Annotated in this window: 21 protein-coding genes and 2 other annotated features; all 21 genes read left to right on the forward strand. The window is 39.7% G+C overall.

Features of this window, described 5'->3' with window-relative positions:
* Positions 1–79: 79 nt before the first annotated feature.
* The 21 genes from radA (at position 80) to rpoC (ending at position 23099) form a co-directional block, all read left to right on the forward strand.
* Positions 80–1456 (forward strand): DNA repair protein RadA, encoded by a 1377-nt coding sequence (gene radA / locus C9J35_RS14270; protein WP_107925066.1) that lies wholly within the window; start codon positions 80–82, stop codon positions 1454–1456.
* A 237-nt stretch (positions 1457–1693) separates the two neighbouring features.
* Positions 1694–2779 (forward strand): PIN/TRAM domain-containing protein, encoded by a 1086-nt coding sequence (locus C9J35_RS14275; RefSeq protein ID WP_107925067.1) that lies wholly within the window; start codon positions 1694–1696, stop codon positions 2777–2779.
* A gap of 12 nt (positions 2780–2791) precedes the next feature.
* Positions 2792–3484 (forward strand): 2-C-methyl-D-erythritol 4-phosphate cytidylyltransferase, encoded by a 693-nt coding sequence (ispD, locus tag C9J35_RS14280; protein WP_107925068.1) that lies wholly within the window; start codon positions 2792–2794, stop codon positions 3482–3484.
* 231 nt (positions 3485–3715) lie between these two features.
* A complete protein-coding gene (gene ispF, locus C9J35_RS14285; RefSeq protein WP_107925069.1) occupies positions 3716–4192 on the forward strand; it encodes a 2-C-methyl-D-erythritol 2,4-cyclodiphosphate synthase in 477 nt (158 codons plus the stop codon).
* A gap of 123 nt (positions 4193–4315) precedes the next feature.
* A complete protein-coding gene (gene gltX, locus C9J35_RS14290; protein ID WP_107925070.1) occupies positions 4316–5779 on the forward strand; it encodes a glutamate--tRNA ligase in 1464 nt (487 codons plus the stop codon).
* Positions 5780–5867: 88 nt separating this feature from the next.
* Positions 5868–6086, forward strand: a binding site (T-box leader).
* Between the two features lie 211 nt (positions 6087–6297).
* Positions 6298–6948, forward strand: a complete 651-nt coding sequence (epsC, locus tag C9J35_RS14300) for a serine O-acetyltransferase (protein WP_107925072.1) — start codon at positions 6298–6300, stop codon at positions 6946–6948.
* Positions 6945–8345, forward strand: coding sequence for a cysteine--tRNA ligase (gene cysS, locus C9J35_RS14305; protein ID WP_107925073.1), 1401 nt, complete (start codon positions 6945–6947; stop codon positions 8343–8345). Before epsC ends, cysS begins: the two co-directional genes overlap by 4 nt.
* A gap of 4 nt (positions 8346–8349) precedes the next feature.
* Complete coding sequence (locus tag C9J35_RS14310) at positions 8350–8769, forward strand: Mini-ribonuclease 3 (protein ID WP_107925074.1); 420 nt, start codon at positions 8350–8352, stop codon at positions 8767–8769.
* Positions 8769–9521 (forward strand): 23S rRNA (guanosine(2251)-2'-O)-methyltransferase RlmB, encoded by a 753-nt coding sequence (rlmB, locus tag C9J35_RS14315; protein WP_107925075.1) that lies wholly within the window; start codon positions 8769–8771, stop codon positions 9519–9521. The genes C9J35_RS14310 and rlmB overlap by 1 nt, the downstream gene beginning before the upstream one ends.
* A 2-nt stretch (positions 9522–9523) precedes the next feature.
* Complete coding sequence (locus C9J35_RS14320) at positions 9524–10036, forward strand: NYN domain-containing protein (RefSeq protein WP_107925076.1); 513 nt, start codon at positions 9524–9526, stop codon at positions 10034–10036.
* A 68-nt stretch (positions 10037–10104) separates the two neighbouring features.
* Positions 10105–10752: an RNA polymerase sporulation sigma factor SigH gene (gene sigH, locus C9J35_RS14325; RefSeq protein ID WP_107925077.1), complete on the forward strand. Its 648-nt coding sequence runs from the start codon at positions 10105–10107 to the stop codon at positions 10750–10752.
* A gap of 76 nt (positions 10753–10828) precedes the next feature.
* A complete protein-coding gene (gene rpmG / locus C9J35_RS14330) occupies positions 10829–10975 on the forward strand; it encodes a 50S ribosomal protein L33 (protein WP_010860623.1) in 147 nt (48 codons plus the stop codon).
* Between the two features lie 47 nt (positions 10976–11022).
* A complete protein-coding gene (gene secE / locus C9J35_RS14335) occupies positions 11023–11208 on the forward strand; it encodes a preprotein translocase subunit SecE (protein WP_010860622.1) in 186 nt (61 codons plus the stop codon).
* Positions 11209–11517: 309 nt separating this feature from the next.
* Complete coding sequence (nusG, locus tag C9J35_RS14340; protein ID WP_054767894.1) at positions 11518–12051, forward strand: transcription termination/antitermination protein NusG; 534 nt, start codon at positions 11518–11520, stop codon at positions 12049–12051.
* Positions 12052–12285: 234 nt separating this feature from the next.
* On the forward strand, positions 12286–12711 hold the full coding sequence (rplK, locus tag C9J35_RS14345; protein WP_004233593.1) for a 50S ribosomal protein L11: 426 nt from the start codon (positions 12286–12288) through the stop codon (positions 12709–12711).
* A gap of 119 nt (positions 12712–12830) precedes the next feature.
* On the forward strand, positions 12831–13529 hold the full coding sequence (rplA, locus tag C9J35_RS14350) for a 50S ribosomal protein L1 (protein WP_107925078.1): 699 nt from the start codon (positions 12831–12833) through the stop codon (positions 13527–13529).
* A 106-nt stretch (positions 13530–13635) separates the two neighbouring features.
* Positions 13636–13782, forward strand: a sequence feature (ribosomal protein L10 leader region).
* A gap of 32 nt (positions 13783–13814) precedes the next feature.
* A complete protein-coding gene (gene rplJ / locus C9J35_RS14355) occupies positions 13815–14315 on the forward strand; it encodes a 50S ribosomal protein L10 (protein WP_054767897.1) in 501 nt (166 codons plus the stop codon).
* Positions 14316–14388: 73 nt separating this feature from the next.
* A complete protein-coding gene (rplL, locus tag C9J35_RS14360; RefSeq protein ID WP_010860618.1) occupies positions 14389–14748 on the forward strand; it encodes a 50S ribosomal protein L7/L12 in 360 nt (119 codons plus the stop codon).
* Positions 14749–14824: 76 nt separating this feature from the next.
* Positions 14825–15427, forward strand: coding sequence for a class I SAM-dependent methyltransferase (locus C9J35_RS14365; protein WP_107925079.1), 603 nt, complete (start codon positions 14825–14827; stop codon positions 15425–15427).
* A gap of 241 nt (positions 15428–15668) precedes the next feature.
* Positions 15669–19244, forward strand: coding sequence for a DNA-directed RNA polymerase subunit beta (gene rpoB, locus C9J35_RS14370; RefSeq protein ID WP_193767116.1), 3576 nt, complete (start codon positions 15669–15671; stop codon positions 19242–19244).
* A 168-nt stretch (positions 19245–19412) separates the two neighbouring features.
* The gene (gene rpoC / locus C9J35_RS14375; RefSeq protein ID WP_107925081.1) at positions 19413–23099 is read left to right on the forward strand and encodes a DNA-directed RNA polymerase subunit beta'; all 3687 of its coding nucleotides are present in this window, start codon (positions 19413–19415) and stop codon (positions 23097–23099) included.
* Positions 23100–23113 lie beyond the last annotated feature (14 nt).

Below are 23113 nucleotides of genomic sequence, written 5' to 3' on the forward strand. Positions count from 1 at the left end.
GGCAGCGAAGCCATAGTGCTAAGCTGTCTTTTTTTATGTAAAATAGAAATAAGAACAAATATTCGAGGTGATAGCAATTATGGCGAAGAAAAAAACAAAATTTGTATGCTCGGGTTGTGGCTATGAATCTGCAAAATGGATGGGAAGATGTCCAGGGTGTGGGGAATGGAACAAGATGGTGGAAGAGGTCGAGGTGGTAGCGAAGGGACCACGTGGAGCATTCCAGCATTCTGCAACAGTTACACAAAAGGCGCTACCAATTATGCAAATAGAGGCAGCAGAAGAGTCTCGCGTAGCAACAGAAATGGGCGAGTTGAATCGTGTTTTGGGTGGTGGTATTGTGCCTGGTTCTCTCGTATTAATCGGTGGAGACCCAGGGATTGGGAAGTCAACATTACTTTTACAGGTGTCAGCATTGTTGTCGAACAAAGGGCATCGAGTGCTTTATATTTCTGGTGAGGAATCGATTCGTCAAACGAAGCTACGTGCTGAGCGTTTAGGCGTGATGTCACAGGAACTTTATATTTATTCGGAAACGAATTTAGAGTTGCTAAACCAAACAATTGACGATGTCCAGCCAAAGTTTGTTATCGTGGATTCTATTCAAACCGTATTCCATCCAGAAGTGACGAGTGCGCCTGGTAGTGTGTCACAGGTACGTGAATGTACAGCGGAGCTGATGCGTATTGCGAAAACAAAAGGGATTGCCATTTTCTTGGTAGGACATGTGACGAAAGAGGGGCAAATTGCCGGTCCACGTATATTAGAGCATATGGTGGATACAGTGCTATATTTTGAGGGAGAACGTCATCATAATCATCGGATTTTACGAAGTCAGAAAAATCGCTTTGGCTCTACAAATGAAATTGCTATTTTCGAAATGCTTCAAGGGGGCTTAAAGGAGGTATTAAATCCATCTGAGCTGTTTTTACAGGAGCGTTCACAAGGTGCAGCAGGTTCAACAATTGTAGCCTCAATGGAAGGAACACGCCCAATTTTAGTAGAGATTCAATCCCTGGTGACACCAACAAGCTTTAATTACCCAAAACGCATGGCAACCGGGGTGGATCAGAATCGCGTGCAATTACTGATGGCTGTACTTGAGAAACGTATGGGGCTCATGCTGCAAGCGCAAGATGCATATATTAAGGTTGCTGGCGGTGTGAAGCTTGATGAACCAGCCATTGACCTTGCAGTGTTAACGAGCATTGTTTCAAGCTTTAAGGATCAGGCAGTCAGAGCTACAGATTGTTTTATTGGGGAAGTGGGATTAACCGGCGAGGTTCGCCGTGTCTCTCGTATCGAGCAACGTGTAATTGAAGCAGCAAAACTTGGTTTTAAACGTGCATTTATCCCTGCCTCTAATATCGGTGGCTGGGATTTCCCACAGGGTATTGAAATTGTTGGTGTTGAGACGATAAAAGATGCATTAAATGCTTCTTTTAGAGAGTTGTAAGAAATCGTGCATGTTGGACATAGCTCTGACATGCACTTTTACTTCATCTTTTATTACAAGTAGAGATAAATGTGCAATAAAAACCGATGAGAATTATCGGAGGACTTTGTATCTTTCATTAGACGAAGAAACTTCGCTGAAAGGGGAGGGGAAATTTAAGGTAATTTCATGGGTTCAAGAAAGATTTTCTAGAGGAAACTATGTATAATCGAATATAAGAATAGGAGGTGACGGCTTGTGAAAAAATTTATTCAAATTGCCTTTTTACTAATCGGAGGAGCTTTAGGCTTTGTTTTCTTACCGCCATTATACGAATTGCTTCATTTATCATCTAATCCTTGGCTTGATAATCCTTACGTATCAGTAGCTTTAGGGGCACTTTTACTGTTTACATTATCGTTTGCATTTTCTGATTATTTTGTAAAGCTGATTACCTGGATGGAAGAGGTGCTGTTTAAAGTACCGGTTGGCGACTTATTATTTGGTACACTTGGGCTGATTATTGGACTTATTGTCGCTTATTTTTTAGGCTTTGCAATTGATAGTATACAGCTACCGGTCATTACAGAAGTTTTACCAATTGTCCTGTCATTTGTCCTTGGATATTTAGGCTTTCGGGTTGGTTTTAAAAAACGTGATGAACTGCTACAGTTGTTTACGTTGCGCGGTCATAATGCCAAGAAAAAAGCAAATGAGGGGGCTGATGTGCCCGAAATTCGAGGTAGCTATAAGCTGTTAGATACAAGTGTTATTATTGACGGGCGTATTGCGGATATTTCTGAAACAGGCTTTATCGAAGGGATTTTAGTGGTACCACAGTTTGTGCTAACGGAGTTACAGCATATAGCAGATTCTTCGGACACTTTAAAACGCACAAGGGGTCGCCGTGGTTTAGATATTTTAAAAAAACTGCAAGATGAACGCATGACGAAAGTTGAGATTACAGAAGAAGATTTTGAAGATGTGCAGGAAGTAGACTTAAAGTTAGTGCGTCTTGCGAAAAAAATGGGGAATGATACACAAATCGTCACAAATGACTTTAACCTTAACAAAGTGTGTGAATTACACCAAGTGAGAGTTTTAAATATAAATGATTTAGCGAATGCGGTGAAGCCTGTTGTTATTCCTGGCGAGGATATGCAAGTAGTTGTTATTAAGGACGGCAAGGAGCATAACCAAGGCGTTGCTTACTTAGATGATGGAACGATGATTGTTGTAGAAGGTGGCCGAAGCTATATAGGACAGGCAATTACAGTAACAGTAACCAGTGTTCTACAAACATCAGCTGGCCGTATGATTTTTGCTAAACCAAAGGATGATTAGGAAGTGGGAAAGTTGCACTATGAAGTAGTATTACCTGCTGCTGGTAGCGGAAAGCGAATGGGTGCAGGACAAAATAAGTTATTTTTAACGCTCTTAGAGAAACCTATTTTAATACACACGCTTGAAGTATTTGAACAAGACGAACAGTGCACAGGCATTTGGCTTGCAGTGAAGCCAGAAGAACGTGTAATCATTCAAGAAATGCTGGCGATATATGGAATCACTAAGGTTAAAGGTTTACCTAATGGTGGGGCAGAGCGTCAACACTCGGTTCATTCCTGTATGAAGGAAATGGAGCAAGTGGATATAGTCCTTGTCCATGATGCGGCACGACCTTTTATTACCCATAATATTATTGCAAATCTTGTACGGAGTGCCCATGATTTTGGAGCTGCCATTGCGGGGGTGCGTGCAAAGGATACTATGAAAAAAGTACGTGAGGGAATCATTGAGGAGACGGTTGACCGTGAAAGTCTCTGGATGATTCAAACACCCCAAGCCTTCCAATTTGATTTAATCGTGCAGGCAGAGGATATCGCTGAAAAAATCGGCTTCCTTGGTACGGATGAAGCGATGTTAGTTGAACGTCTCGGCCACGCAGTGCATATCGTCGAAAGTAGCTATGAAAACGTGAAGATGACGACGAAGGAAGATTTAGTATTTGGCGAGGCCATTTTACGTAGACGTGCATTAGAAACGAAATAAAGAATAAACTATGAAATCTCGTCTGGCTCTTGAGCTGATGGGGTTTTTTAGCATAAAAATGACATAAATTGAGGTCTGTTCTATAAATTCCTAATGCTATAGGCTGATAACAAAATTTCCTAGGAAATATGTTAAAATATGAAGGTATGGTCATTCAGATAAAATATAAAAATGGAAGTAGGTGAGTGCTGCTACAAGCTCTTTGTTGTAGTTTGTAGTAGCGAAAATTGTATGTTTCGAATAGGACAAGGATTTGATGTACATGCATTTGAAGAAGGGCGCCCTTTAATTATTGGTGGTATAACTATTCCACATGAAAAGGGATTAGTTGGTCATTCAGATGCAGACGTATTATTACACACGGTAACAGATGCAGCACTGGGGGCAATTGGTGAGGGAGACATTGGTCGTCATTTCCCAGATACTGATCCAGCATTTAAGGATGCGGACTCAGCAAAGTTGCTAGCGTATATTTGGAAAATGGTTGAGGATAGAGGCTATGTGTTAGGGAATGTAGACTGCACAATTATGGCACAGCGTCCGAAAATGGCACCATATATAGGACAAATGCAAAATCGTATTGCTGAATTACTTCATGCACAACCGTCGCAGGTGAATGTTAAGGCAACTACGACTGAACGATTAGGCTTTACTGGTCGTGAAGAAGGTATCGCCTCTATGGCAACTATTTTATTAATTAAAAAATAAATTGAAGGCGTGTGCTTTATTCCTAGACACGCGCTACTTTTATTTCCTATTCTACAGTGGTAAAATGAACAAAGTTAACAAGGTCGGAATTTTTTCAGACGAACATTTAGGAGGCTTTTAATTATGACGAAAGAAGTTCGCGTTCGTTATGCACCATCACCAACAGGTTTCTTACATATTGGTGGGGCGCGTACAGCGTTATTCAACTATTTATATGCAAGACATCACAACGGTAAGTTTATCGTACGTATTGAGGATACGGATATCGAGCGTAATGTAGAAGGCGGGGAAGCATCTCAGCTAGACAACTTAAAGTGGTTAGGCATTGAATATGATGAATCTATAGACATTGGTGGTCCCTATGCACCTTATCGTCAAATGGAGCGTCTAGATACTTATAAAAAACATGCAGAAAAGCTATTAGATAAGGGTGCAGCTTATAAATGTTTCTGTTCATCAGAAAAACTAGAAGCATCTCGAGAAGAACAAAAAGCGCGTGGCGTTGCGGCTCCGACTTATGATGGAACTTGCCGTCATTTATCGGCTGAAGAAGTAGCGGCAAAAGAAGCGGCTGGTGAACAATACACAATTCGCATGCGTGTTCCTGAAAACGTAACATATGAATTTGAAGATTTAGTACGTGGACAAGTCACATTCGAATCAAAAGATATCGGCGACTGGGTAATCGTAAAAGCAAATGGAATTCCAACATATAATTATGCAGTAGTATTAGATGATCACTTTATGGAAATTTCACATGTTTTCCGTGGTGAAGAGCATTTATCAAACACACCAAAGCAAATGATGATTTTCGATGCATTCGGCTGGGAATATCCGCGCTTCGGTCATATGACATTAATCATTAACGAAAATCGAAAAAAATTATCAAAACGTGATGAATCAATTATTCAATTCGTGACGCAATATAAAGATCTTGGCTACCTACCAGAAGCTATGTTTAACTTCTTTGCATTATTAGGCTGGTCTCCAGAAGGGGAAGAAGAAATCTTCTCGAAAGAACAATTTATCGAAATGTTTGATGAAAAGCGTTTGTCAAAATCGCCATCTATGTTCGATAAGCAAAAGCTTACTTGGATGAATAATCAGTACATCAAAAAATTATCATTAGAAGAAGTGGTAGCATTATCTTTACCACACTTACAAAAAGCAGGTTTATTACCAGAAGAATTAACAACAGAAGAGCGTGCTTGGGCAACGGATTTAATTGCACTTTACCATGAACAAATGAGCTTTGGTGCTGAAATTGTGGAACTATCTAGCCTATTCTTCAATGAACATATTGAATATGATGGAGAAGCGAATGAAGTCTTAGCTGGTGAGCAAGTTCCACAAGTAATGGCAGCATTCAAAGTCCAACTTGAAGGCTTAGAAGAGTTTTCACCAGAAACGGTCAAAGCTGCTATTAAAGCTGTGCAAAAAGAAACAGGCCATAAAGGCAAAAATTTATTCATGCCAATCCGTGTTGTCACTACAGGGGAAACACATGGTCCTGAATTACCAAATGCTATTTGCCTGATTGGTAAAGAAAAAACAATTGCTCGCGTAGATAAATACGCGCAGAAATAGAATTTTATTGACAATTTGCTTCTTCGATGTAAAATGGATTTAACTTTTAAAAAAACAGAATTTGCATGGACTAAGTTTAATATAATATTTTAAAGTGTTGATAAGGAGAAGTACGTAGCGCATGCTCTAAAGAGAGGACCATCACCGGCTGAAAGTGGTCTGAGCCAAGGCAAAACCGAAATGCACCTTTGAGCATAGGGCTGAACATTAAGTAGGCTTTATCGGTTCGTTCCCGTTAAAGAACGTCCAGAGTGGAGGGCATTTGCCTTCAATCAGAGTGGAACCGCGCAAATTTAGCGTCTCTGTCATTCCTTACAAGGAATGATGGGGACGTTTTTTCGTTATTCGGTAGCTGGGGAAATAGCGACTGAAAAGGGACCCTCAAACTTTATAGTTGCTTCCTTCGGCAAGTTATCTGTAGGAGAGGGCGGCTGGAGTAATTCCAAAGGGCGCAATGGAGAGCAATATTATTTGCTGGAGAAGCTAGACAGATCAAAATTGAAAAGGGGGAGTTTTTTATGTTTAAAAGAATGAAGGAAGATGTAGAAACGATTTTTGAGAATGATCCAGCGGCGCGCAGTGTGCTGGAAGTTGTATTAACATATTCAGGTTTACATGCTACATGGGCGCATCGTATTGCACACTGGTTCTTTAAAAAGCGCTTTTATTTTATAGCACGTTCGATTTCACAAATAAGCCGCTTCTTTACGGGAATTGAAATTCATCCCGGTGCCAAAATTGGTCGTCGCTTCTTTATAGACCATGGTATGGGGGTTGTGATAGGTGAAACTTGTGAGATTGGTGATAATGTTACACTTTATCAAGGAGTCACACTAGGTGGTACAGGGAAGGAAAAAGGGAAACGTCATCCGACATTACAGGATAATGTGCTAGTGGCAACAGGTGCAAAGGTATTAGGTTCGATTACAATTGGTGAGAATAGTAAAATTGGTGCAGGATCAGTTGTCTTAAAAGAAGTACCGCCAAATGCTACGGTTGTCGGTATCCCTGGTAAAATTGTGATAAAAGATGGCGTTCGTTTAGAGAAAAAACTAGACCATCAAAATATTCCTGACCCTGTAGAGGAACGTTGTCAAGGTTTCGAGAAGCAAATAGCAGCTTTGCAAGAAGAAATCGGACACTTACAAAAGGAGAGAGAAATACAATGAGTATCCAAATTTTCAACTCATTAAAAAGACAAAAAGAAACTTTCGTACCGTTAGAAGAAGGTAAAGTTAAAATGTATGTTTGCGGTCCGACTGTTTATAACTATATTCATATTGGTAATTCCCGTCCGGTCATTGTTTATGATACTGTACGTCGATATTTTCAATACAAAGGTTATGAAGTGAAATTTGTGTCAAATTTCACAGATGTGGATGACAAAATTATTAAAGCTGCCAACGAACTTGGTGAGGAAGTACATGAACTAACAGAACGTTTTATTGCAGCATATTTTGAAGATGTTACAGCATTAGGCTGCAAAAAAGCAGATGTACATCCTCGTGTAACAGAACATATGGATGACATTATTGATTTCATTAAAGTTTTAATCGATAAGGGCTATGCTTATGAGTCAACGGGAGATGTTTATTATCGTACACGTAAATTTGACGGTTACGGTAAGTTATCACATCAATCAGTGGATGATTTAAAGATTGGCGCTCGCATTGAAGCAGGTGAGAAGAAAGATGACGCGTTAGACTTTGCACTATGGAAGGCTGCTAAGCCAGATGAAATTTACTGGGAAAGCCCTTGGGGCAAAGGGCGTCCAGGTTGGCATATAGAGTGCTCGGTGATGGCACGTGAGCATCTAGGTGATACAATTGATATTCATGCAGGTGGTCAAGATTTAACATTCCCACACCATGAAAATGAAATTGCCCAATCAGAAGCACATAATGACAAAACGTTTGCGCGATACTGGATGCATAATGGGTATATTAATATTGATAATGAAAAAATGTCAAAATCTCTTGGCAATTTTGTACTTGTAAACGATATTCGTAAACAGATTGATCCGCAAGTGTTACGTTTCTTTATGCTATCTGTACACTACCGCCATCCTATTAACTTTGCGAAGGATTTAGTTGATGCAGCGGCTACTGGTCTAGAGCGTATACGTACAGCTTACAACAATGTGAAACACCGCTTAACGGCAACTGCTAGTCTTGGTGATAACTCAGTGGAATGGCTAGAAAAAATAGCTGCGCAAAAAGTTCAATTTGAAGAGGCAATGGATGATGATTTTAATACAGCCAATGCGATTTCAGTTTTATTTGAACTAGCACGTATCGCTAATATCTACTTGAATGAAACGAATACTGATGAGAAAGTATTGATAAGTTTTATGGAAACTTTTGAGGGCATAGGTGACGTCTTAGGTATTGAATTTGCAGTAGAATCTGAACTATTAGACGAAGAAATTGAAGCACTTTTACAAGAGCGCGTAGAAGCACGTAAAAACCGAGATTTTGCTCGTTCAGATGAAATCCGTGACCATTTGCAAGCGCAAGGTATCATCTTAGAAGATACTCGCCAAGGAACTAGATGGAAACGAGGGTAAGGACTTGGATAAACTCCGAAATGAAGATGTGAAACAATTGAATGCATTAGCCCTAGCGTATATGGGTGATGCAGTTTTAGAACAGAAAATTCGTGAGCATTTGTTGCGTGCTGGACGTGTAAAACCAAATACGCTTCACAAAGAGGCGACGCACTATGTATCAGCGAAGGCACAGTCTAGTATTGTGCATCGTATGATAGACGAAAACTTTTTATCAGAGCAGGAATTAGCTGTGTTCCGTCGAGGGCGCAATGCTAAATCCGGCTCTGTGCCAAAGAATACGGATGTACAAACATACCGTAATAGCTCAGGCTTTGAGGCCGTGCTCGGTAGTCTATATTTATTAAATGAATTAGAACGCGTTTATGAAATCATTGCATACGCTATTCAAATAATCGAGGAATCAAAAGGAGTGTCAAAATAATGGCAGAACAAAATGGTGAAATTATTGCCGGTAAAAACCCAGTGTTAGAAGCACTTCGTTCAGGCCGCGATATGAATAAGGTATGGATTGCAGAAGGTGTTAAAAAATCAGGAGTAGGCGAACTACTTGATTTAGCACGTGAACGTGGAATCATTGTTCAATTTGTACCGAAAAAAAAGGTAGATCAATTAACAGATGCAAATCACCAAGGAATTGTTGCTTCTGTTGCGGCATATAGTTATGCTGAACTAGACGACTTATTTTTAGCAGCAGAAAAAAAACAAGAAGATCCATTTTTCTTAATCTTAGATGAGTTAGAAGATCCGCATAATTTAGGTTCTATTATGCGAACTGCAGATGCAATTGGTGTACACGGTATCATTATTCCGAAGCGTCGCTCAGTTAGTTTGACTGCTGTCGTAGCCAAAGCTTCAACGGGTGCTATTGAACACGTACCTGTTGTGCGAGTTAGCAACCTAGCACAAACAGTGGATGAGTTAAAAGATCGAGGCGTATGGATTGCAGGGACAGACGCAAAGGGCTCTGTAGATTATCGTAAAATGGATGCGACATTACCTCTTGCTATCATTATTGGTAGTGAAGGGAAAGGAATGGGTCGCCTGTTAAAAGAAAAATGTGACTTTTTATATCATTTGCCAATGATAGGGCATGTCACATCATTAAATGCTTCTGTAGCTGCTGCGCTTTTAATGTACGAAGTGTATCGTAAACGTCAAGAAGCGAATGACTAACGATGAAAAACATTTTGCTTGTCGACGGTTATAATATGATTGGAGCCTGGAAAGAGCTACGTCCTTTACGTGATACAAATTTTGAGGATGCACGCAAGCGCTTGATTGAACTCATGGCTGAATATAAAGCAGCTATGGGATGGCGAGTAATTATCGTGTTTGACGCGCATCTTGTGCCAGGTGTGGAACAATCGTATTTAGAGAACGATGTCGAAATCATTTATACTCGAAAAAATGAAACAGCAGATGAGCGCATTGAAAAGATGACACAGGAATTAAAAGCAAGACATGTACAGATTCACGTAGCAACCTCCGATATGACAGAGCAAAATGTGATTTTTGGTAACGGTGCTCTTCGTAAATCGGCGAGGGAGCTTGAGATTGATATGGGGATTATTCAACATAAAATTTCTCATGATGTAAAACACAAACAAGATAGCAAGCCGCCTTCTCGTATAGAATTAAAGCCAGATGTTGCATTGGCCTTCGAAAAATGGCGTCGCGGTTTAAAATGATTGATTGACGTGTATTTTCCAATTCCGTTATACTGTTCCTAATTATCTGTTGTAGCTGAGGTGATACCATGTTTAAAAATAGTATTGTACAAGTGACACAAGATTTTGAACGATTCAATGACGAAGAACTTATTGAAATGGTGCATCAAGGTAATACAGATGCGTTGGATTTTTTGATTACGAAGTACCGTTTGTTAGTAAGGGCAAAGGCGAGATCTTATTTTTTGATTGGTGCGGATAAGGAAGATATTGTACAAGAAGGCATGATAGGCTTATATAAAGCAATCCGTGATTTTAAAGGGGATAAACTTGCTTCTTTTCGCGCTTTTGCAGAATTGTGTATTACAAGACAGATTATTACGGCGATTAAAACGGCCACAAGACAAAAGCACATTCCGCTCAATTCCTATGTATCTTTGGACAAGCCGATTTTTGATGAAGAATCGGACCGTACCCTGATGGATGTGTTAACAGGTGCTATTATGGATGATCCAGAAGAGTTAATGATTCATAGAGAAGAGTTTGGTTATTTGGAAGAAAAGATGAGTGAGATCTTAAGTGAGTTGGAGCTACAAGTGTTAGCTCTATACTTAGACGGACAATCCTACCATGAAATTTCTGCAAAATTGAATCGCCATGTGAAGTCCATAGACAATGCACTGCAACGAGTAAAGCGAAAATTAGAGCGACATTTAGTTCTTGAGGAAATGTTATAGAGGGTGCGCACCCTTGTTGACATTGACAAATATAGGTGTTAGTCTTTAAAAGACAAAGTGCCGAAAAGGTGATTAAATGGCAAAGAAAGTCGTGCTAAATTGTGATAAATGCGGCTCGAGAAATTACACACTTCCTGCGAAGGAAGGTTCAACTGTACGTCTCGAATTAAAGAAATTTTGCTCGCATTGCAATGAACATACAGTGCATAAACAAACGCTATAAATGATTTATAAATAGACAGATACGATTGATTCGGAGGTTAGGCTAGAATGGGCAAGATTAAAGGATTTTTCAGCGACGTAATGTCGGAAATGCGAAAAACAAGCTGGCCAAAAAGTAAAGAACTGACGAAATATACAGTAGTCGTAATTTCGACTGTAGTAATTATGGCTTTATTTTTTGTGTTAGTAGACTTAGGCATTTCATCATTATTCCGCTGGTACTTAGAGTTATAATTTAGTAAAGAGCATGTTAATACTTTTGAAAATAGCCCGTCCATTACAATAACGGGTTTTTTCGTTTGTTTTATGAAGTGAACAGCAGTAAAATGTTCTCATTATGATAAGTGTGCTACCGGGCAAGAAATGGGGTAGCGTTAGATGACTACGCTAATAGTGTATCTATCATCGAGCTTTCGCTTGCTATTAGCGAAAGCTATATTTTTCTAATGAGGGCATTGTGAAAAGAGTAATAATGCAATTAGCATAAACGATCATTTTCACTTTTATTTGTAAGGGAGGGACGGACGAGTAGTCCTAGTAGTTATGGAGAAAAATTGGTATGTTGTTCATACGTATTCAGGGTATGAGAACCGTGTAAAAGCAAACCTAGAGAAACGTGTTGAAACGATGGGAATGCAAGATAAAATCTTCCGTGTAATCGTTCCTGAACACGAAGAAACAGAAATGAAGGATGGCAAAAAGCGTACAATGATGCGCAAGGTTTTCCCAGGTTACGTCCTAGTAGAATTAATTATGACAGATGATTCTTGGTACGTTGTGCGTAATACGCCAGGCGTAACAGGCTTTATTGGTTCATCAGGTGGCGGTGCAAAACCAACACCTTTATTACCTGAGGAAGCGGATCGACTACTAGAACAAATGGGTATGACTGATAAAGTAGTAGAAGTGGATATTTCTATAGGTGAATCCGTTGAAGTATTAGAAGGACCTTTTGCGCATTTCCAAGGACGTGTTGAAGAAATCGACACAGAAAAAGGAAAAGTAAAAGTAACGGTTGATATGTTTGGCCGCGAAACAATAATGGAACTAGATTTTGAGCAAATTCAAAAATTATAACTACTAAGAAGTTAGTAATGGAAATACTGAAGCTGTGGCGTATGTCGCAGATTTTGTTAATTACTACTTGCTTAAAAAAATTAAAAGTGGTATTATTTCATAGGTCAGACTGTCATACTTTGGTTTGACGTCTGCAATGATAATTTTAATGTTATCGGCAATTAGCTGACAGACAGATATTGAGTGGGAGGGGCAACCCAATTACCACATCACGGACTTAAGGAGGTGTGTCTCGTGGCTAAAAAAGTTATTAAAGTTGTTAAACTTCAAATCCCTGCTGGTAAAGCAAACCCAGCTCCGCCGGTTGGTCCTGCATTAGGTCAAGCGGGTGTGAACATCATGGGATTCTGTAAAGAATTCAATGCGCGTACTGCCGATCAAGCTGGTCTTATTATTCCAGTAGAAATTTCAGTATTCGAAGACCGTTCATTTACTTTCATTACAAAAACTCCACCTGCAGCAGTTTTACTTAAAGTAGCAGCTGGTATCCAATCTGGATCAGGTGAACCAAACCGTAAAAAAGTAGCGACGGTTAAACGTGATAAAGTTCGCGAAATCGCTGAAACTAAAATGCCAGACCTTAACGCTGCTTCAGTAGAAGCTGCAATGTTAATGGTTGAAGGTACTGCACGAAGCATGGGTATTGTTATCGAAGACTAATCCCAGTTACTTGATGATGTATTTGTTTTTGGAAGGTTGCGGAGTTTCTTTGTGAACGCGCAACCTTTATTCGTGGGAGGTAAAATCCGCTATAACCACAATCAAGGAGGAATTATATAATGGCTAAAAAAGGTAAAAAACTGCAAGATGCAGCAAAATTAATCGACCGTAACGCAGTATACGGCGCACAAGAAGCAATTGAACTTGCTCAAAAAACTAGCACAGTAAACTTCGACGCTACTGTAGAAGTTGCTTTCCGTTTAGGAATCGATACTCGTAAAAATGACCAACAAATCCGTGGTGCAGTAGTGCTTCCAAACGGTACTGGTAAAACTCAACGTGTATTAGTATTTGCTAAAGGTGAAAAACTTAAAGAAGCAGAAGCAGCTGGTGCTGACTATGTAGGCGATGCAGAGTACATCCAAAAAATCCAACAAGGTTGGTTTGACTTCGATGTAATCGTAGCAACTCCTGACATGATGGGTGAAGTTGGTAAACTTGGCCGTGTATTAGGACCTAAAGGCTTAATGCCAAACCCTAAAACTGGTACAGTTACTTTCGATGTAACGAAAGCTATTGCTGAGATCAAAGCTGGTAAAGTTGAATACCGTGCTGACAAAGCGGGTATCATCCACGCACCAATCGGGAAAGCTTCTTTCTCTACAGAAAAACTTGTAGAAAACTTCTTAACTGTATTTGACGTTGTTCAAAAAGCGAAACCTGCTGCAGCTAAAGGTACTTACATGAAATCTGTAAATGTTACAACTACAATGGGTCCAGCTGTTAAAATCGACGCTGCTAGCGTAGTAGTAAAATAATATCTTTTATATTTATTCAGCCGTGCTTCTAACTAGTGCGTTTGAATAATATTTGATATAAAAACGGTTGACAGCAATCCGTATCTTTGGTAAGATGGGTGCTGTTGTGAATCATCCATTTGTACCGTAGACAGTAGGAGTGACTTGTCACTTAATGATCCTACCGAGGACATCGGAATTCGGATTCTTATTTTAAAGATGATGACTTTCAGCCTCTGTGTCTATATGACCCAGAGGCTTTTCTTTTGTCGGTATAAATGACCCATTCTAATAGGAGGTGTCATCATGAGCAAAGCAATCGAAAACAAACAATCACAAGTGCAAGAAATCACTGAAAAATTCCAAGGCGCTGCTTCTGTAGTAGTAGTGGATTACCGTGGTCTTAATGTTGCGCAAGTAACTGAGCTTCGTAAACAACTTCGTGAAGCTGGCGTTGAGTTCAAAGTTTACAAAAACACTTTAACTCGTCGTGCTGCTGAAGCTGCTGGCGTTGAAGGAATCAACGAAGTATTAACTGGTCCTAACGCAATCGCGTTCTCAACTGAAGATGTTGTAGCTCCTGCTAAAATCATCAACGATTTCGCTAAGAAAAATGAAGCTTTAGAAATTAAAGCGGGTATCATTGAAGGTACAATCTCTTCTGTTGAAGATGTTAAAGCACTTGCAGAACTTCCATCACGCGAAGGTCTTCTATCAATGCTTTTATCTGTACTTCAAGCTCCAGTGCGCAACTTCGCACTTGCAACAAAAGCTGTTGCAGAACAAAAAGAAGAACAAGGCGCGTAATTCTTTACGTTGCTTAACTTCAGCGGCCTGACCGCAAAAAAATAAAACATTATCCAATTAGGAGGAAATTATAATGAACAAAGAGCAAATCTTAGAAGCTATCAAAGCTATGACAGTTCTTGAATTAAACGATTTAGTAAAAGCTATCGAAGAAGAATTCGGTGTAACAGCTGCTGCTCCAGTAGCAGTAGTTGCTGGCGGTGCTGCTGCAGCTGAAGAAAAAACTGAATTTGACGTAGTATTAGCATCTGCTGGTGCAGAAAAAATCAAAGTAATCAAAGTGGTTCGTGAAATCACTGGTTTAGGTCTTAAAGAAGCTAAAGAAGTTGTAGATAACGCTCCTAAAGCTCTTAAAGAAGGCGTTTCTAAAGATGAAGCTGAACAAATCAAAGCTAAACTTGAAGAAGTTGGCGCATCTGTAGAAGTTAAGTAATCTCGTATTACTTTTATACAAAAAGAAAGCTCGTCATTTGTGGCGAGCTTTTTCTTCATTCTGAGGAGGCATGAAAATGTCAGATCACTATTATACAAATAAACCTCAAACTGAGAGTAAACCTCGTCACTGGACATTTAAGTTACTTGGGCATTCGTTTTCTTTTGAAACGGATGCAGGTGTATTTAGTAAAAGCGAAGTAGATTTTGGATCCCGTGTATTAATAGATACGTTTAAAATGCCTGAAGTTGATGGTGCGATTTTTGATGTGGGTTGTGGATATGGACCGATTGGATTGTCTATTGCCAAAGCAAATCCCCAACGTACTGTTTTTATGATGGATATTAATGAACGTGCAGTTGCACTTTCGCAAAAAAATGCGCAAGTAAACGGAGTTCAAAATGTACGAATATTTGTAAGTGACGGACTATCGATGGTGGATAATGACGCAAAGGCTGCGGCTATTTTAACCAACCCTCCAATTCGTGCAGGAAAAGATACAATTTTCCGTTTTTACGATGGTGCTTACGATAAGCTAGTGACATCTGGAGAGTTGTGGGTAGTGATTCAGAAAAAGCAGGGTGCACCTTCGACGGTAAGTTATTTAGAAGAGAAGTTTTTAGAAGTCGATGTTGTCGAGAAGAAAAAAGGATATTGGATTATACGTGCAAAAAAATAAATGAAATATGTATAAAATATTGACTTGACAAATCGGCTATGATAATATGATACAATGCAAAAATATTATTTTGAGGTCGTGTGCCCTTTTGTATATGATTAGTTTTATATGGGTATACTTGCCAAGATAAGTTTAGTTAACCGAAAATGAGATCTTTTTGAAGACTCGTTTTCTTTTTGTCTTTCGAAATCATACACTATTTGTATGATTTTGCAAAGACCTAATATCGCTTTATTGAGGGGTGAATGAGTTGACAGGTCAACTAGTTCAGTACGGACAACACCGCCAGCGTAGAAGCTTTGCGCGTATTAAAGAGGTGCTTGAGCTTCCAAATCTGATTGAGATTCAAACGGCGTCTTACGAGTGGTTCCTTGAAGAAGGTTTACGTGAAATGTTCCGTGACATTTCGCCGATCGAGGACTTTACAGGTAATCTTTCATTAGAATTCATCGATTATACATTGGGTGATCCTAAGTATGATGTGGATGAGTGTAAAGAGCGAGATGTTACTTACGCAGCTCCATTACGTGTGAAAGTACGTCTTTACAACAAAGAAACAGACGAAGTGAAAGAACAAGATGTATTCATGGGTGACTTCCCATTAATGACTGAAACAGGTACGTTCATCATCAATGGTGCAGAACGTGTTATCGTTTCACAATTAGTTCGATCACCAAGTGTGTATTTTCATGATAAAACTGATAAGAACGGTAAAAAAGGCTTCGGAGCAACGGTTATTCCGAACCGAGGCGCTTGGTTAGAATATGAAACTGACGCAAAAGACGTAGTATATGTGCGCATTGATCGTACGCGTAAGCTACCAGTAACAGTGTTGCTTCGTGCTTTAGGTTTCGGTTCAGATCAAGAAATTATCGATATTATCGGTGACAACGAGTATTTACGTAATACGCTTGAAAAAGATAACTCTGAAAGTACAGAAAAAGCACTTTTAGAAATTTATGAGCGTTTACGTCCTGGTGAGCCACCAACAGTCGAAAGTGCTAAGAGCTTATTATACTCTCGTTTCTTCGATGCAAAACGCTATGATTTAGCGAATGTTGGTCGTTACAAAATGAATAAAAAGCTTCACATTAAAAATCGTTTATTCAACCAAACGATTGCAGAGACGCTTGTAGATCCAGAAACAGGCGAAATTTTAGTAGAAAAAGGTACAGTGCTTGATCGTCGTACATTAGATAAAATCTTACCGTACCTAGAAGATTCTTCAAAAGGTATTGGCTACCGTTCTTTATCACAAGTCGGTGGTGTACTTGAGGATGATGTAACAATCCAATCTATTAAAATTTATGCACCAAAAGATGAAGCACAAAAAGAAATCAATATAATTGGTAATGCGTATATTGATGAAGAAGTGAAAAATATTACACCTGCTGACGTGCTATCTTCAGTAAGTTACTTCTTCAACTTACTTTACCAAGTAGGGGCTACTGATGATATCGACCATTTAGGTAATCGTCGTCTACGCTCTGTTGGTGAGCTATTACAAAACCAATTCCGTATCGGTTTATCTCGTATGGAACGTGTAGTACGTGAGCGTATGTCTATTAACGACACAGCTGCTATCGTACCACAACAATTAATCAACATCCGTCCTGTTATTGCATCGATTAAAGAGTTCTTTGGTAGCTCTCAATTATCTCAATTCATGGACCAAACAAACCCATTAGCAGAGCTAACACATAAACGTCGTCTATCTGCATTAGGACCGGGTGGTTTAACGCGTGAGCGCGCTGGTTTCGAAGTACGTGACGTTCACTACTCTCACTATGGTCGTATGTGTCCAATCGAGACACCAGAGGGTCCAAACATTGGGTTAATCAACTCATTATCTTCATTTGCCAAAGTAAATAAATTTGGATTCATTGAAACACCTTACCGTCGTATTGATCATGAAACTGGTAAAGTAACGGACCAAATCGATTATTTAACAGCGGACGAAGAAGATAACTACTACGTTGCACAAGCAAACTCGTTATTAAATCCAGATGGTACATTTACAAATGACGAAGTAGTAGGTCGTTTCCGTGGGGATAACACTGTATTCAATAAGGCACAAATGGACTACATGGACGTATCTCCTAAACAAGTAGTTTCTGCTGCGACAGCATGTATTCCGTTCTTAGAAAACGATGACTCTAACCGTGCACTTATGGGTGCCAACATGCAACGTCAAGCGGTTCCACTATTAAATCCAGAAGCGCCATTCGTTGGTACTGGTATGGAACACGTAGATGCGCGTGACTCAGGTGCGGCAGTTGTAGCGAAGTATGATGGTATTGTAGAGCATGTTGAAGCCCGTTCAATCCACGTACGTCGCATTGAAACAGTTGACGGTAAAGAAGTTAAAGGCGATTTAACAAAATATAAATTACAAAAATTCATTCGTTCAAACCAAGGTACTTCATATAACCAACGTCCACTTGTAAAAGTTGGCGAACGTGTGAAACCTCGTGATATTTTAGCAGACGGTCCATCGATGGAAAAAGGTGAATTAGCTCTTGGTCGTAACGTTCTTGTTGCATTCATGACATGGAACGGCTTCAACTATGAGGATGCTGTTATCATGAGCGAACGCCTTGTAAAAGACGATGTTTATACTTCAGTTCATATTGAAGAATACGAATCAGAGTCTCGCGATACAAAATTAGGACCTGAAGAAATCACACGTGATATTCCAAACGTTGGGGAAGATGCACTTCGTAATTTAGACGAACGTGGAATCATCCGTATTGGTGCGGAAGTTCGTGACGGTGATATTCTTGTTGGTAAAGTAACGCCTAAAGGGGTTACAGAACTAACTGCTGAAGAGCGTTTATTACATGCAATCTTTGGTGAAAAAGCACGTGAAGTTCGTGATACTTCATTACGCGTACCACATGGTGCGGGCGGTATTATTCTTGACGTGAAAGTATTTAACCGTGAAGATGGCGATGAGTTACCACCAGGTGTTAACCAATTAGTTCGTGCATACATTGTTCAAAAACGTAAAATCCGCGTTGGGGACAAAATGGCCGGACGTCATGGTAACAAAGGGGTTATCTCTCGTATTTTACCGGAAGAGGATATGCCATTTATGCCAGACGGCACTCCTGTAGATATCATGTTAAACCCACTAGGTGTACCTTCTCGTATGAATATCGGACAAGTTTTAGAGCTACACTTAGGTATGGCTTCTCGTTACTTAGGTATCCATATGGCAACACCAGTATTTGATGGTGCCAACGAAGAAGATGTTTGGGAAACGATGGAAGAAGCAGGGATGAACCGTGATGGTAAAACAATCCTGTATGATGGACGTTCTGGTGAGCCATTTGATAACCGTGTATCTGTTGGGATCATGTACATGATCAAACTTGCGCACATGGTTGATGATAAACTTCATGCACGTTCAACTGGTCCTTACTCACTTGTTACACAACAACCACTTGGTGGTAAAGCACAGTTCGGTGGACAACGCTTTGGTGAGATGGAGGTATGGGCACTTGAAGCATATGGTGCTGCGTACACACTTCAAGAAATTTTAACAGTTAAATCCGATGACGTGGTTGGTCGTGTAAAAACTTACGAAGCCATTGTTAAAGGTGAAAGTGTACCAGAGCCGGGTGTTCCTGAATCGTTCAAAGTATTGATCAAAGAACTTCAATCTCTTGGTATGGATGTAAAAATGTTAACAATCAATGATGAAGAAGTAGAGCTTCGCGATTTAGATGAAGAAGAAGATCTTCAACCAGCTGATGCACTTAACATTGCACCACAGCCAGAAAAAGAAGAAGAGCCAGTGGAGTCATTTGAATAATTAACACTATTCAGAGCCGGGCAGGATTTGATGCCCTGTCCGGCTTTTCTTTACTTGTAAAACAATCTATTTTTAATCTTTTGTCAAAGAAGTACATTTTTTGCAAACGATTGTCGAGCTGCGTAAAAGAGTCTTTATAAAGACCTATACTAAAGGGAGGTAGGCTCCTTGATAGACGTTAATGAATTTGAATATATGAAAATTGGTTTAGCTTCTCCTGACAAGATTCGTTCTTGGTCATACGGTGAAGTCAAAAAACCTGAAACAATCAACTACCGAACATTAAAACCAGAAAAAGATGGTTTATTCTGTGAACGTATTTTCGGTCCAACTAAAGACTGGGAATGTCACTGTGGTAAATACAAACGTGTGCGCTACAAAGGCGTAGTTTGTGACCGTTGTGGTGTTGAAGTAACACGTGCAAAAGTTCGTCGTGAACGTATGGGTCACATCGAATTAGCAGCCCCAGTTTCTCACATTTGGTACTTCAAAGGTATTCCAAGCCGTATGGGTCTTATCTTAGATATGTCTCCACGTGCTTTAGAAGAAGTAATTTACTTCGCATCTTATGTTGTAATCGAACCGGGTGCTACTAACTTAGAAAGCAAGCAATTACTTTCTGAAAAAGAGTACCGTGCATACCGCGAAAAATTTGGGAACACATTCGAAGCAGCGATGGGTGCAGAAGCAATCAAAAAGCTTCTTGCTAAAATTGATCTTGAAGATGAAACATATTCTTTAAAAGAAGAGTTGAAATCTGCACAAGGCCAACGTCGTACACGTGCGATTAAACGTCTAGAGGTTGTTGAATCATTCCGTAATTCAGGTAACTCACCTGAATGGATGATTTTAGATGTACTACCTGTTATTCCACCAGAGCTTCGTCCAATGGTGCAATTAGATGGTGGTCGTTTCGCGACATCTGATTTAAATGATCTTTACCGTCGAGTTATCAACCGTAATAACCGTTTAAAACGCTTATTAGACCTTGGTGCACCAAGCATCATCGTTCAAAACGAAAAACGTATGTTACAAGAAGCTGTTGATGCATTAATCGATAATGGCCGCCGTGGTCGTCCGGTAACAGGTCCAGGTAACCGTCCGTTAAAATCACTTTCACACATGTTGAAAGGAAAACAAGGTCGTTTCCGTCAAAACTTACTTGGTAAACGTGTTGACTATTCAGGTCGTTCAGTTATCGTAGTAGGTCCAAACTTAAAAATGTACCAATGTGGTCTACCAAAAGAAATGGCAATTGAGCTATTTAAACCTTTCGTTATGAAAGAGTTAGTAGAACGTGGTCTTGCACATAATATTAAATCTGCTAAACGTAAAATTGAACGTTTAAACAACGATGTATGGGACGTTTTAGAAGACGTTATCCGTGAGCACCCGGTATTACTTAACCGTGCACCGACGCTTCACCGTCTTGGTATCCAAGCATTCGAACCAACATTAGTTGAAGGGCGCGCTATTCGTCTTCACCCATTAGTATGTACAGCTTATAACGCTGACTTTGATGGTGACCAAATGGCGGTTCACGTTCCTTTATCAGCAGAAGCACAAGCAGAAGCTCGTCTTCTAATGCTTGCTGCACAAAACATCCTAAACCCGAAAGACGGTAAACCAGTTGTAACACCGTCTCAAGATATGGTATTAGGTAACTATTATTTAACATTAGAGCGTGAAGATGCTCGTGGTGAAGGTTCCATTTTCTATGGACCAAATGAAGTGCTAATCGCGTATGATACTGGTCATGTTCACTTGCATACACGTATTGCGATAAAAGCAAGTTCACTACACAATCCAACGTTTACTGAAGAGCAAAATAATATGTTCTTAATCACAACTGTTGGTAAAGTAATCTTTAACGAAATCTTGCCTGAATCATTCCCGTTCATTAATGAACCGACTGAATTTAACTTAGAGCAAGAAACACCACAAAAATACTTTGTAAATTTAACAATTGACGAAGAAACTTTAAAAGAACTTGAAGCAGATGCTGCATACAAAGAACTTGATGAAAAAGGCAAAGTAGATGCACAACGTACAGCTGTACTTCGCAAACACTTTGTATCAGTTCCTGTTGTAAACCCATTCCGTAAGAAGTTCTTAGGAAATATCATCGCTGAAGTGTTTAAACGTTTCCACATTACAGAAACATCTAAAATGCTTGACCGTATGAAAAACCTTGGTTTCAAATATTCAACACGTGCTGGTATCACTGTTGGTGTATCTGACATCGTTGTATTACCAGATAAAGGCGAAATCTTAGCAGTAGCACAAGAAAAAGTAGATAAAGTACAGGCGCAATTCCGTCGTGGTTTCATCACTGAAGATGAGCGTTATGATCGCGTTATCTCTAGTTGGAGTGCAGCGAAAGATGAAATTCAATCGAAGCTGATGAAATCGCTTGAGAAAACAAACCCAATCTTCATGATGTCTGACTCAGGTGCCCGTGGTAACGCATCTAACTTTACACAGTTAGCTGGTATGCGTGGTCTGATGGCCAACCCGGCTGGTCGTATCATTGAACTTCCAATCAAATCGTCATTCCGTGAAGGTTTAACGGTATTGGAATACTTCATCTCTACGCATGGTGCTCGTAAAGGTCTTGCCGATACAGCCTTGAAAACGGCCGATTCAGGTTACTTAACTCGTCGTCTTGTAGACGTTGCACAAGATGTTATCGTTCGTGAAGATGACTGTGGAACTGACCGTGGTTTAACAATTGGTGCGTTAATGGAAGGTACAGAGTTAATCGAAGCGTTAGACGAACGTATTGTTGGTCGTCATGCAAAGAAAACTATCTATCATCCAGAAACAGGCGAAGTGATTTTAGCGAAAGATGGTTTAATCGACCAAGATATCGCTCGCGTCATTACTGAATTAGGTATTGAAGAGGTAACAATTCGTTCTGCATTTACATGTAATACAAAACATGGCGTATGTAAAAAATGTTACGGCATGAACTTAGCAACAGGTGAAAAGGTTGAAGTTGGGGAAGCAGTTGGTATTATTGCGGCTCAATCAATCGGTGAACCAGGTACACAGTTAACAATGCGTACTTTCCATACAGGTGGGGTTGCCGGAGATGATATTACACAAGGTCTTCCACGTATCCAAGAGATTTTTGAAGCTCGTAATCCTAAAGGTCAATCAGTTATCACTGATATCGCAGGTACGGTTTCAGACGTCACTGAAATTCGTGAAGGTCTAAAAGAAATTACAATTGAAGGTGAAGTAGAAACACGTAAATACCAAGCACCATACAATGCTCGTCTGAAAGTACAAGAAGGCGACTTCGTAGAACGCGGCCAAGTATTAACAGAAGGTTCTATTGATCCAAAACAATTATTAAAAGTTAAAGACGTTTCAACAGTACAAGAGTATCTGTTAAAAGAAGTACAAAAAGTATACCGTATGCAAGGGGTAGAAATTGGAGACAAACATATCGAAGTAATGGTACGTCAAATGCTTCGTAAAGTACGTGTCATTGAAGCTGGTGATACAGAGTTACTACCAGGTTCATTACTAGATATCCACCAATTCTCAGAAGCAAATGCAGATGCTGTGATGAACGGCAAAAACCCTGCAACTTGCCGTCCTGTAATTTTAGGTATTACAAAAGCTTCTCTTGAAACAGAATCATTCTTATCTGCCGCATCATTCCAAGAAACAACTCGTGTATTAACAGATGCTGCCATTAAAGGTAAGCGTGACGAACTTCTAGGATTAAAAGAGAACGTAATTATTGGTAAACTTGTTCCTGCAGGTACTGGTATGCAACGTTACCGTCAAATCCGTATTGAAAAAGATGAGCTTGATTTAGAAGAAACAGTTTCTGCTGAATAACTAGTAACATGAGC

Origin of the sequence: Lysinibacillus parviboronicapiens (genome assembly GCF_003049575.1) — a bacterium.
Taxonomy (GTDB): domain Bacteria; phylum Bacillota; class Bacilli; order Bacillales_A; family Planococcaceae; genus Lysinibacillus; species Lysinibacillus parviboronicapiens.